The sequence below is a fragment of the Burkholderia sp. Se-20378 genome (assembly GCF_017104665.1).
Classification (GTDB): Bacteria; Pseudomonadota; Gammaproteobacteria; order Burkholderiales; family Burkholderiaceae; genus Burkholderia; species Burkholderia lata.
Genome location: NZ_JAAGPG010000230.1, coordinates 1 through 12,925, shown reverse-complemented (window position 1 = coordinate 12,925; position 12,925 = coordinate 1). Strand labels below are relative to the sequence as shown.

At 67.7% G+C, this 12,925-nt stretch carries 10 protein-coding genes; 4 read left to right on the top strand and 6 right to left on the bottom strand.

The window, feature by feature from the left end; all coding sequences use genetic code 11:
* The 6 genes from G3N93_RS22495 to G3N93_RS22470 all read right to left on the bottom strand — a co-directional run.
* On the bottom strand, positions 1–2,321 hold a 2,321-nt coding region (locus tag G3N93_RS22495), incomplete at its 3' end, for an alpha/beta hydrolase (protein WP_206133982.1).
* Between the two features lie 457 nt (positions 2,322–2,778).
* Entirely contained in the window at positions 2,779–3,954 is a 1,176-nt protein-coding gene (locus G3N93_RS22490; RefSeq protein ID WP_174929043.1) for an ABC transporter ATP-binding protein, read from the bottom strand.
* A complete protein-coding gene (locus G3N93_RS22485) occupies positions 3,951–4,604 on the bottom strand; it encodes an ABC transporter permease (protein WP_174933633.1) in 654 nt (217 codons plus the stop codon). Before G3N93_RS22485 ends, G3N93_RS22490 begins: the two co-directional genes overlap by 4 nt.
* Before the next feature lie 10 nt (positions 4,605–4,614).
* A complete protein-coding gene (locus G3N93_RS22480) occupies positions 4,615–5,526 on the bottom strand; it encodes a glycine betaine ABC transporter substrate-binding protein (protein ID WP_206133981.1) in 912 nt (303 codons plus the stop codon).
* Entirely contained in the window at positions 5,523–6,239 is a 717-nt protein-coding gene (locus G3N93_RS22475; protein ID WP_011350236.1) for an ABC transporter permease, read from the bottom strand. Before G3N93_RS22475 ends, G3N93_RS22480 begins: the two co-directional genes overlap by 4 nt.
* Before the next feature lie 623 nt (positions 6,240–6,862).
* The gene (locus G3N93_RS22470) at positions 6,863–7,957 is read right to left on the bottom strand and encodes an AraC family transcriptional regulator (protein ID WP_206133980.1); all 1,095 of its coding nucleotides are present in this window, start codon (positions 7,955–7,957) and stop codon (positions 6,863–6,865) included.
* A gap of 251 nt (positions 7,958–8,208) precedes the next feature.
* Between G3N93_RS22470 and G3N93_RS22465 the strand changes: the two genes are divergently transcribed.
* The 4 genes from G3N93_RS22465 to G3N93_RS22450 form a co-directional block, all read left to right on the top strand.
* Positions 8,209–9,600, top strand: coding sequence for an APC family permease (locus G3N93_RS22465; protein ID WP_174939163.1), 1,392 nt, complete (start codon positions 8,209–8,211; stop codon positions 9,598–9,600).
* Between the two features lie 57 nt (positions 9,601–9,657).
* On the top strand, positions 9,658–11,055 hold the full coding sequence (locus tag G3N93_RS22460; RefSeq protein WP_206133979.1) for an aspartate aminotransferase family protein: 1,398 nt from the start codon (positions 9,658–9,660) through the stop codon (positions 11,053–11,055).
* Between the two features lie 30 nt (positions 11,056–11,085).
* Positions 11,086–12,510, top strand: coding sequence for an aldehyde dehydrogenase family protein (locus G3N93_RS22455; protein WP_206133978.1), 1,425 nt, complete (start codon positions 11,086–11,088; stop codon positions 12,508–12,510).
* 162 nt (positions 12,511–12,672) lie between these two features.
* On the top strand, positions 12,673–12,925 hold a 253-nt coding region (locus G3N93_RS22450; RefSeq protein ID WP_206133977.1), incomplete at its 3' end, for a M81 family metallopeptidase.

Below are 12,925 nucleotides of genomic sequence, written 5' to 3'. Positions count from 1 at the left end.
GCGTGCGACAGCCGGCCGCCCATGCGCGCGATCACGGCGCGCGCGGCCTGGTACTGCGCGTGCCGGCCCGGATCGAGCGTGTCTTCCAGCAGGATGTCGTGGCCGAGCACGCCTTGCGTGTGGCCCGGATAGATCATGAAGCCGGCCGCCTCGTCGGTGCCTTCGCTGCCGTCCTGCCAGAAGCTGCCGTTGCGTTCGCGGCGATCGGGATGGGGCGCGAACCACGCGTCGCGGTCGGCGGCCGGCATCGCATGATGCAGGCGGAAGAACACGCGCATCAGGTTGTCGCGATACCACTCGCGTACCTGCAGATACCAGCCGCGCATGCCGGGCGCGCCGAGCGCGTGGAGCACGCGGACCGGCAGCGGCCAGTCGGGAAACGCCTGCAGCGGCAGGTCGGTGGGCGTGGGCCGCGCGGTGCCCGGGTCGGTTTCCCACGGCAGTCGATGCGGGCTGTCGTCGAGTTGGCCGTATGCGGTCGGCGGGCGGCCCCACAGTGCGCCGCCGCTGCTGGCCAGCGATGACGCGATGCACAGGTTGCCCTGCACGACGAACACGTAGAAGCGCGTGAACCAGTCGGCCAGTTGCTGGCCGTCGGCGCGTTGTGCGACGAGCGTCGCGAGTTCCTGGTCGAAGCGCTGCAAGCCGCGCTCGAGCGTCGGCAGATGCCCGCGCGCGACGCGCAGCATGCGCCAGAACACCGGCAGCGAACGCAGCAGCCGCAGCGGTCGCCAGCGCAGCGGCGGCGTCGCACCGCCAATCTCGCCGCTGTAGTTGCCGGCCGACACGCCCCAGTCGGCGAGACGGGCGAGGAACAGGTCGTTGTTGATGTACGACGCGCCGCCATAGAGCGCGGTGAATGGTTCGTTATCCTGCAGGACGCGTGCATCCCAGCGCGCCATGATGGCCGGGATGCTGCCGGCCGCGCGTCGTTGCGCATACTCGACCAGCCGGCTCGGCTGCGGCGGCAGGATTTCGGCGATGTTCGCGGCGGTCAGGTGTCGATGCCAGCCGTAGCTGCTGATCGGGCGGTACTGGAGCAGCCACAGCTGCCGGCCGTCCCACGCCCATTCGACATCGCCCGGCACGTAGTGGAATGCGCGCAGCACGCGCTGCAGGAAGGCCCACAGCTGCGTCGCGCCCAGGCCATGCGCGGTCGGGAACGCGCCGCGCTGCCACGGCTCGCCGAGCCGCGACAGGATCGCGCGTTGCGGGCTGGCCTGTCCGTCGGCGAGCGTTTCCAGGTGGCCTTCCACCCATTCGACTTCAACCGCGAGATGCCGCACGAAGGCAATGCCGGACAGCACGGGCGTGATGAAGCGCTGCACGACCGTTTCCTCGAGGCCGCCGCCGAGCAGCTCGGCCACGCGTGCGGCCGCCTGCGCTGCCGGTACGCGCAGGAACGTCGTGTGCAGGCCGGCGTTGGCCGCATCGGCCTGGTCTTCCCCGTGGCTCGACGAGCGGATCGCCCACTCGGCATCGGGCTGGCTCGCGAGAAAGCCGGGCAGGCGCGGATCGTCGGCGCGGGTCAGCGACAGCGCGGGCGGAACGGGCAGGCCGGCCATCGTGGCCAGCGCCAGGCGCCCGCCCTTGGTATGCGCGACGAAGCCGGCATCGCCCGCTTCGAGCCATTGCACGAATGCCGCCGGTGCGTCGATCCACGGATAGTGTCCCCAGCCGGCCTGCAGCGTGACGGTGAGGTCGGCGCGCGCGAGGATGGCCGACCACGCGGCGGCCTGGCGCACGCCGAGCACGTTGTCCTGGTCGCCCCACACGAGTTCGATGCGATCGGCGACCCACTCGAGCAGCGGCAGCGCGGTATCGGCGCGCACGAGATCCCAGTGCGGCAGGAACGCGCGGCAGCGCGCATAGCCGGCGCCCATGCGGCGGTACTGTGCGCGCGTCCAGGTCAGGTTCGAGAACTTGCGGGCGAACAGCGTCGGGTAGTGCGCGAGCAGCCAGTGGATGGTCTTGCGCAGCGGATTCGGCGCCATCAGTTTCGGCAGGCGTCGTTCCCACAGGAACGCACCGACCGGCGCGAGCAGCACGCTGCGGCTGAAGTGGCCGGGGCGTCGCTGCAATGCGTGCAGCACCAGCAGCGCATTCACGCCGACCGCCATGATCGCGTGGCCCGGCTCGGTCGCATCCAGCAGCGCTTGCGCATACGCGGCGAGATCTTCGCAGGGCGGTGCGGGGTTGTCGCCGAAGCCCGGCAGTTCCAGCGGTACGGGCCGGTAATGCCGGAAGTGGGGCAGTGCATCGTCCCACCAGTCGGCCGCGCTGCCGTTGCCGGCGAGGAGGTACAGGATCGGTTTGCTCATGGAGGCGTCGTCGGCGGGCGATCGTCGCGGTGGCGCACGCGGTCGAGGCGGCGCGGCGCCGTTTGCGGATGCCACGGGTCTTGTTCGTGTTGTCTTGTTCGCGTTGCGCCGGTGCGAGTGGAATGGAAGGGCGGCCCGCTCGGCTTGATGTTCGATTGTTGCGGGCATTCTACGCGAGTCGATTTCATTCGATTCGCGATTCATTCCGTGTGTCGGATTTCTCGATACGCGATCGATACGCGTGACCGGATGTCGATTGAAAGAAGTGAGTCGAAGCCGGTGAACGATCCGGGTCGAATCGCGCACTTCACGCAACCAGAGTGGTTTGACGGCTTTCCGTTGAAGGCGGCTCAGGCAGCGTTTTATCGCCATACATAGCCGCGCGTCTTCGCAATCGCGCACGGCATCGATGCGCATCCCCAGAGCCGGTACGACGGCGCACCGGCCCGGAGACGAATCAGTGCGTGGCGGTTGCCACGACCGCTTCGGCGGGGCTGCCGGGCGGCTGGCCCGTCTGCCGGCGCGAGCGGCCCGAGCTGAGGTACGCGGCGATCGAGTCCTGCGTGATCTCGCCGAGCCATGCGCCGTCGGGGTCGAGCACCGGCATCCACGACGCGCTGTACTGGTACATCTTCGACAGCACGATGCGCAGGTTGTCGTCCGCCGCGACACCGGCCGGGAAGGGCGTGACGCGCTCGCCGCACACGCCGCCGTCGGTGCGCGCCGCGCGGCGCGTCACGTAGCCGAGCGCGCGGCCCGCGTCGTCGAGCACGGTCAGGTAGCGGCAGTCGGTTTCGTCCATCACGGCGAGCGCGTGCGCGAGCGGCGTATCGACCCGTGCCGTCTCGGGTTGCGTGGCGGCGTCGCCGGCCTTCACGAGCAGCAGGCGCTTGAGCGTGCTGTCCTGGCCCACGAACTGCGCGACGAATTCGTCGCGCGGGCGCGCGAGCAGCGTGTCGGGGTGATCGTATTGCACGAGCTGGCCGCGCCGGAACACGGCGATGCGATCGCCCAGCTTGATCGCCTCGTCGATATCGTGGCTCACCATGATCACGGTCTTGTTCAGTTGCCGCTGCATCTGGAAAAACTCGTTCTGGATCGATTCGCGATTGATCGGATCGACCGCGCCGAACGGCTCGTCCATCAGCAGCACCGGCGGATCGGCGGCCAGCGCGCGAATCACGCCGATACGCTGCTGCTGCCCGCCCGACAGCTCGCGCGGATAGCGTTTCAGGTAGAGCTTCGGATCGAGCGCGACCATCGCCATCAGGTCGCGCGCGCGTTCGGCGCAGCGCTTCTTGTCCCAGCCGAGCAGGCGCGGCACGACGGTGATGTTTTCTTCGATCGTCATGTTCGGGAACAACCCGATCTGCTGGATCACGTAGCCGATGTGGCGCCGCAGGTCGACCTCGTTCAGCTGCGCCGTATCCTCGCCGTTGATCAGCACGCGGCCGGACGTGGGGGCGATCAGCCGGTTGATCATCTTGAGCGTGGTGGTCTTGCCGCAGCCCGACGGGCCGAGGAACACGCAGATTTCCCCCTCGGCCACCGACAGGCTCACGGCGTCGACGGCGCGCACGGCCTGGCCGTCCTTGCGGGTGAAGGTCTTGGTCAGTTTGTCGAGTTCGATCATGTTTTCTGCACTCCCTTCGGTGTCAATGCACGCTGCAGCATCTGCAGGAGCCGGTCGGCGACGATCGCGAGCAGGCTCACGAGCACCGCGCCCACCAGCAGTTTCATCATGCTGCTCTGGCCGATGGCGCGCAGGATCAGCGTGCCGAGCCCGCCCGCGCCGACCACCGCGGCGATCGTCATCACGCCGATGTTCATCACGACCGCGGTGCGCACGCCCGCGAGAATCACGGGCACCGCGAGCGGCAGGTCGACGAGGCGCAGGCGCTGCCACGCGGTCATGCCGATGCCGGTGCCGGCTTCCTTGATGCCCGCATCCACGTTGTGCAGCGCCAGGTAGGTGTTGCGCATGATCGGCAGCAGCGAGTACAGGAACACGGCCGTGATCGCGGGGGCGGCGCCGATCCCCTGGCCGAAGCGCGAGAAGAACGGGATCATCAGGCCGAACAGCGCGATGGACGGCAGCGTGAGCACGATGGTCGCGACGCCGAGCAGCGGCCCGGCGAGCCAGTCGTGGCGGTTGATCAGGATGCCGAGCGGCACGCCGGCCACGATCGCGCAGCCCACGGCGATGCCGACCAGCCAGATGTGCTGCAGCGTGAGCTGCAGCAGTTCGGGCCAGCTCGACGCGAGATAGTCGAATACGTTCACCGGATCTCCTTCAAGGCAGCTTGTGCGTGCGCAGGAACGCGTCGGCGACTTCGCGCGGCGACTTGCCGTCGAGGTCGACCTCCTTGGCCATCGCCTGCATCACGTCGTTGTCGAGCGCGGCCGACAGCGCGTTGAGCTGCGTCGCGAGCTTCGGATTGCGTTCGAGGGCTTCCTTGCGCACCACGGGGGTCGCGTTGTACGGCGGGAAGAAATGCTTGTCGTCCTCGAGCGGTACGATGCCGAAGCCCTTCACGCGGCCGTCGGTCGTATAGACGAGGCCGATCTTCAACTGGTTGTTGTGCAGCGCCGTGTAAACGAGCCCCGGATCCATCTGCTTCAGTTGCGCGCGGCTGAACTGCATGCCGTAGGCGGCGAGCAGCGGCTTCAACCCGTCGGGGCGATTCGCGAATTCCGCGTCCATCCCGAACACGTAGTGCTTCGCGGCCGGGTCGGTCTTCAGGTGCTCGGCGAGCTGCGAAACGGTTCTGATGCCGGTGGCCTGCGCGAGCGGGCTGGGCAGGCCGATCGCGTAGGTGTCGTTGAGCGGCGACGCGTCGAGCCAGACGAGCCCGCGCGGCACGTCGAGCGCCTTGACGCGCCGGTACATCTCCTCGGGCGACAGCTTGTCGTTGATCTTGTTGTAGACGAGCGCGGCGGTGCCCGTGTAATCCCACATGAGATCGAACTGGCCGTTCTCCAGCGCGCTGCGCGCGAGCGTGCTGCCGAGGCCCGAACGGACTTCCACGTCATAGCCGCGCGAGCGCAGGTATTGCGCGGTGACTTCCGCCAGCACGTATTGCTCGGTGAAGTTCTTCGCGCCCAGCACGAGCTTCGCCGCGCATGCCGGTGCGCTCGCCGCTACGCACAACGCAGCCACGGTACACAGGCGCGCCAGCGATCGAATGGTGCGGTGGAGCATCATGCCGCACCTCCGTGGCGTGCGAGCCAATGGCGGCTGCCGGCCGCGACGATGCCGTCCAGCACGAGCGCGAGGATCGCGGTGAGCGACGCGCCGAGCAGCAGCAGCGGCTGGTTGTCGAGATAGATGCCGGGGAAAATCAGCGAGCCGAGACTGTCCGCGCCGATCAGGTACGCGAGCGGAGCCGTCCCCACGTTGATCGCCAGCGCGGTGCGCACGCCGCCGACGATGATCGGCAGCGCATCGGGCAACTCCACCCGCACGAGCGATTGCCAGCCCGTCATGCCGATGCCCTTGGCGGCTTCGCGCAGCGCGGCCGGCACGTTCTTCATGCCTTCGTAGGTGTTGCGCGTGATGGGCAGCAGTGACGCGAGGAACAGCGCGACGATGGCGGGCACGTTGCCGATGCCGAAGATGCCGAGCGCGATGGCGAGCACGGCGAGCGACGGGATCGTGTTGCCGATGTTGAAGACCTGCATGAAGCGTTCGGCCTGATGCTGGAATCGCGGCCGGCTCAGCAGCACGCCGGCCGGCACGCCCACGGCGATCGCGAGCGCCATCGAATAGACGACCAGCAGCATGTGCTGGCCCGCGTAGTACGCGAGATCGTCCGCGCGCTGGCTGAACGTGTCGGCGCCGATGCCGCGCGCGAGCGCCCAGGCGATGGCGACGATGGCTATCAGGCTGCCCAACAGCTGGACAGTGCGTCGAGTCATGAAGATACACCCCCTCGATCTTGGTGCGGCACACGCGCAGGCGCGCGCCGCGTAGACGCCGGATGGCGCCGCGACGGAAGTTCGTGATCCCGGCATGGCCGCGATTTGAACTGACGGAAACAGTCCTGCCGGCCGCAACGAGGTGCGACTGGCGTTCGAGTGAACGCAACGCTGCGTTCGTCTGATTGTCATGTTCAGCCCGGCGGCGCCGTAACGGCGAGGCGCGTTCGAGCAGGGCACCGTCATGTGAAGACGGCATGGATGCGGCTGGCGTGAAACCTGCCGCTGGGGCCGGAGGCCCCCTTGACGTGGCGAAACGGATGCATGCGCAACGAATTGCGAAATGACATCACGTTGCGCACGAGATCATGCATTTTGTGATGAAGTTGGGTCGAGTATAGAGTAATCGAATGATCGCGTCTACCTTGCAGGCGATCGTGATTGCGCACCGCCGATCGTGCGGGTGCGCTGAAGCAGGGGAAGATCAAGCGTACGGAAAATGATTCGAATTCCGAATCGATAAGCAAGGCCGTCGTCTCGAAGCGGATTTCGCGAGTGGTCTTGCATCATGCTTGAAGGTCACGCGCCACCGGGTATCGGCACGAAGTCCTGGCGCGTCCGGCTTACTCGCTGACGTCCGGATCGGCGCGCGGCGTTCTGCCGGTCCAGCGCCGATACGCATGACGGAAACTGCGCGGCTCGCTGTAGCCGAGACGTTCCGCAATCGCCGCGACCGTCAGCTCCGGGTCGTCGAGCATCCGCACCGCCTCGTCGCGGCGCACGTCGTCGAGCAGCGTCTGAAACGTGAGGCCGTCCTTGTCGAGCCGTCGACGCAGCGTGCGCTCCGTCAGGTGCAGTGCATTCGCGAGCGCCGTCATCGACTTGAAACGCGCGAGGTCACGCGCCATCAGCTCCTTCGCGCGATCGGCGAAGCGCGTGCCGACCGACGCGGCCCACTGCCGCTCGAGCGCCTCGCACTGGCCGTGCAGCGCATTGAAGCTGACTTCGTTCGCGAGCAGCGGCATCTCCGTGCCGTTCACCGACGTGAACACGAGCCGGTTGTCGCCTGAATTGAACGCGATCTTGCAGCCGAAGTGGCGCGCGTAGTCGGCCGCATTGCGCGGCGTGCGGCGCGCGAGCTGCACCTGGGCGGGCCAGACCGGCTTGCCGACGAGATCGGACACGATCAGGCGCAGGCTCGACAGGCACATGTCGACCTGGAACACCTCGAGATCGGGCTCGCCGTTGTAGCGGCTGATCGTCACGCTCATGCCGTCCGCGTGCGCATCGATACGCACGTCGAAATACAGCCCCATGAATAGCGGAAACTGGCCCATGCACCGGAATGCCTGCATCACCGAGCCGCTGATCAGCATCGCATAGCCGGCGAGGCCGAGCGTCGACACGTGCAGGCGCGCACCGATCGACAGCCCGATCGACGGCACGCCGCTGCGTTGCAGCAGGTTGTGGAAGCAGCGCTGCTCCTGGCCGCGATTCACGTGCAGGTTCGGCGACGCGACTTCGTCCGCGCCGAGCCCGGTGCCCTCGAGCAGCGCGGCGCCGTCGATATGCCGCACGCGGCACTCGTCCAGCGCCACCGCGATCGCGTGGACGGTGGCGGGAATGTCCTCCTGGCGTCCGGCCGGACGCGCGAGGCCGAGCGACGAGCGCAGGGTGCGTTCGGCCCGGCTCTGGTCGGGATGGGAGCGGCTGTTCATGGGGCTGACGGGGCGACGGGGTCGCGTAGAACATAGCCGGAATGTCCGCAAAACGCCAGTGCGGCACAGCAGCATGCATGGCTTGCCGATGCGACCTGCGGCAGCGTGTCCGGAAATATCCCCTGATTACGTCCGCTTTTCTCATTCGTGGTGGATTTTTTGGCGCACCACACTTTCCTCCAGTCGTGCGCCGCCGGCCGTGCCGGGCGAACGAGTGTTGAAGCCGTGAACGCCACCCACGTGAGGACAGCATGGACAACGACAGCCCAGGTCGATACGCATCAGCCGCCGCGACGCATGACTTCGGCGCACACGCGATGCGAGGCGACGCGGACGAACGCCGCAAGCCGCATCTGCTCGGGCTCGCGACGCTGGTGATCTTCGGCCTTGCGTACATGCTGCCGATGACGGTGTTCACGACCTACGGGATCGTCACGAGCGAGACGAACGGGCACCTCACGGCCGCGTATGCGGTCACGCTGGTCGCGATGCTGTTCACCGCGCGCAGCTACGGCCACATGGCGCGACTGATGCCGAGCGCCGGTTCCGCCTATACGTTCGCGAGCCGCAACTTCGGCACATCGGCCGGTTTCATGGTCGGCTGGGCATTGCTGATGGACTACCTGTTCATCCCGATGATCAGCTACCTCGCGATCGGCATCTACATGAAGCAGATTTTCCCCGGCGTGCCGGCCGGCGTGTGGATCGTCGGCAGCATCGTGCTGATCACCGGGCTGAACATCGTCGGCATCCGGCTCGTCAATCGCGTGAACCTGATCCTGATCGCGAGCCAGCTCGTGTTCATCGCGATCTTCTTCATCGCATCCGCACGGGTCGCGTCGGGCGAAGGGCTGTCGATGGCCGTCGCGTTGCCGTCGTCGGGTGATGCGCGTGCGATTTTCGCCGGGTCCGCGATCCTGTGCCTGTCGTTCCTCGGTTTCGATGCGGTCACCACGCTGTCGGAGGAAACACGCGAGCCGAAACGCACGGTGCCGCGCGCGATCCTGCTCTGCACGCTGGCGAGCGGTGTGCTGTTCATGCTGGTCGCCTACGTCGGGCAGGTGGTGTTTCCCGATTGGCACGCCTTCAAGGATCTCGATTCGGCCAGCCTCGAACTGATGCGGCGCATCGGCGGCGGCACGCTGTCGGCATTCTTCGTCGCCGTGTACGTGGCCGGCTGCTTCGCGAGCGCGATGGCCGGGCAGGCGAGCGTGACGCGCGTGCTGTTCGCGATGGGCCGCGACCGGGTGCTGCCCGAACGCGTATTCGGCCATCTGCATGCGCGGCTGCGCACGCCGGTGCGCGCGACGCTCGCGGTCGGCATCGTGTCGCTGTCCGCGCTGTTCATCACGCTCGACCTTGCGTCGACGATGATCAGCTTCGGTGCGCTCGTTGCGTTCGCGGTCGTGAACCTGTGCGTGATGCGCAGCTATCTGTGCCGCCCCGAGCATCGCCGCTTCGCGGGCTGGATCACGTTCGGCGTGATGCCGGCGATCGGTTTCGCGATGAACGTATGGCTGTGGTCGGGCCTGTCGCGCCAGACGTTCTACGTCGGCACCGGCTGGCTCGTGCTCGGACTCTGCCAGCTCGTGTGGCTGACGCGCGGCTTCACGCGCCCGGCGCCGACGCTGTCGATGAATTGAATGACCGTTGGCCGACTGCCGGCCGCCGGCCCTGAAACCCTGAAGGAGGAATCATCCATGAACGCTGTTGACGTCAATCTCGATGCGGACCTGCAGGCCATCGGCAAACGCCACCTGCTGATGCATTTCACGCACGCGGATGCGTATCGCGACCACGCGCTGACCGTGTTCGACCGCGGCGAGGGCTGCTGGCTCGTCGACCGCAACGGCAAGCGCTACTTCGACGGGCTGGCCGGGCTGTACTGCGTGCAGGTCGGCTACAGCCACGGCGCGGAAATCGGCGACGCGATCCGCGAGCAGATGGTGCGGCTGCCGTTCGCGACCAACTGGGGTGTCGGCCACGAGCCGGCGATCCGGCTCGCGCACAAGCTCGCGGCGCTCGCGCCGGAAGGCCTGAACCGCGTGTTCTTCACGTCGAGCGGGTCGGAATCGAACGAATCGGCGATCAAGCTGGTGCGCCAGTATCACCAGTCGCGCGGTGAGCCGCAGCGGCGCAAGTTCATCGCGCGGCGCGTCGCGTATCACGGCACGTCGTTCGGCGCGCTCGCGCTGAACGGGATGACGAACTTCCGCAAGCATTTCGAGCCGCTGATGTCGGGCGTGCGGCATGTGGGCAACACGAAGCGCTACGGCCGCCCGGTGGGCGAGACGGAAGCCCAGTTCACGCGCCATCTGCTCGACGAGATCGAATCGCTGATCGTGCAGGAGGGGCCGGATACCGTCGCCGCGATCGTGGTCGAGCCGCTGCAGAACGCGGGCGGCAGCCTGACGCCGCCGGCCGGCTATGCGGCCGGGCTGCGCGACATCTGCGACCGGCACGGCGTGCTGCTCGTCGCCGACGAAGTGATCTGCGGGTTCGGCCGGCTCGGCGAATATTTCGGCTCCGCGCGCTACGGGCTGAAGCCGGACATCATCACGTTCGCGAAGGGCATCGCATCGGGCTATGTGCCGCTCGGTGGCGTGATCGCGAGCGACACGGTCGTCGACACGGTGCTCAATGGCCCGCAGCAGATGTTCCTGCACGGCGCGACCTACGGCGGCCACCCGGTCGCGTGCACGGCCGCGCTTGCGAACCTCGCGATCATGGAGCGCGAAGGCGTGCTCGAGAACGTCCGCAGCAATGAGGCCGTGTTCCGCCAGACGCTCGACGGCCTGCTGGAACTGCCGTGCGTCGGCGACGTGCGCGGCGACGGTTACCACTACTCGCTCGAACTCGTGACCGACAAGGCCGCGCGCCGCTGGGCGGCCGGCATCAGCGCGCAGGCGTTCGTGTCGACGCTGCTCGCACCCGCGATCTTCGACGCAGGGCTGCTGTGCCGCGCGGGCGTCGATCACGAAGGCACGCCGATCGTGCAGTTCTCGCCGCCGCTCGCGATGTCGCGCGACGAGATCGTGTGGTTCGTCGCGAAGATCCGCGACATCCTCGTCGACACCTATGCACGCGCGACGCGCTGAGCGCGACGTCCTTCATTTCAGGAGCATTCGATGCGAACCTCACAACAGTCCTATATCGACGGCCAGTGGCTCGATCCGGCCGATGCGCAGTCGATCGACGTGATCGACCCGAGCACGGCGCGGCCGTACGCGCAGCTCAGGATCGGCAGCGCGGCCGACGTCGATCGCGCGGTCGGCGCGGCGAAGCAGGCCTTCGATACGTACTCGCGCTGGCCGGTGGACGAGCGCGTCGCGCTGCTGCGGCGCGTGCTCGAGATCTACCAGCGCCGCTACGAGGAGGTCGCGCAGACGATCAGCCAGGAGATGGGCGCGCCGATCGCCTTCGCGCGCGCGGCGCAGGCCGCGGTCGGCACCGCGCACCTCGAGCAGACGATCCGCGCGCTGCAGTCGTTCCGCTTCAGCACGCAGACCGATTCGCTGCTGGTGTCGCACGAGCCGATCGGCGTGTGCGCGCTGATCACGCCGTGGAACTGGCCGATCAACCAGATCGTGTGCAAGGTCGCGCCGGCGCTCGCCGCCGGCTGCACGATGGTGCTCAAGCCGAGCGAGATCGCGCCGTTCAGCGCGATCCTGTTCGCGGAGATCCTGGATGAGGCCGGCGTACCGGCCGGCGTGTTCAACCTCGTGCACGGCTACGGGCACGAGGTGGGCGACGCGCTGTCGCGGCATCCGGATGTCGACATGGTGTCGTTCACAGGTTCCACGCGCGCAGGCGTCGAGGTCGCGAAGGCGGCCGCCGATACCGTGAAGCGCGTGCACCAGGAACTCGGCAGCAAGAGCCCGAACCTGATCCTGCCCGATGCCGATATCGAGGATGCGGTCACGCGCGGCGTGCGCAGCTGTTTCAGCAACAGCGGCCAGTCGTGCAATGCGCCGACGCGCATGCTCGTGCATGTCGACCATCTCGCGCTGGCCGAGCAGGCCGCGCGGCGGGAGGCGGAACGCACGGTCGTCGGCGATCCGCGTTCGACGGAAACCGGCATCGGGCCGGTGGTCAGCCGCACGCAGTTCGACCGTATCCAGCACTTCATCCGGCTCGGGATCGAAGAAGGCGCCACGCTCGTCGCCGGCGGGCCGGGGCGGCCGGACGGGCTCGGCGACGGGTTCTACGTGAGGCCGACGGTATTCTCGAACGTCACGCCGGACATGACGATCGCGCGCGAGGAGATCTTCGGGCCGGTGCTGGCGATCATGATCTACCGCACCGAGGACGAGGCCGTCGCGCTCGCGAACGATTCGGTCTACGGGCTCGCGGCCTACGTGCAGACGAAGGATCCCGAGCGGGCGCGCCGGGTGGCGGCAAGGTTGCGGGTGGGTAACGTCCACATCAACTACCCGGCATGGAATCCGGCCGCGCCGTTCGGCGGCTACAAGCGCTCGGGCAATGGCCGCGAGTATGCGGAGTTCGGCCTCGTCGAGTATCTGGAGACGAAGGGCACGACAGGGTACGCTTGAGCGACGCGCACATGCGCTGACCGGGCGGCGGCGTCTTGCGGGGCGCCGCGCCCCTTTTCTTCGATGGATCGATGGATCGATCGGGAGGAATTCGACGATGCAAATGATGGAGACGACCGAAGGCATGCGCGGCGCGGCGGCGCGCACGGAGGGCCGCGTGCGATGAAGATCCTGATCGCGCGGATGAACCACGAGACCAACACGTTCTCGCCGGTGCCGACGCCGCTTGCCGCGTTCGGCCGCAACGGCCCCGACTGGGGCGACGACGCCTGTCGCGCGAATCGCGGCATGCGCACCGCGATGGCCGCGTTCCTCGACGCCGCCGAGCGTGAAGGCGCCGAGATCGTGACGCCCGTATCGGCGGCCGCGAACCCGAGCGGGCCCGTCGCGGCCGACGCGTATGCGGCGATCTGCG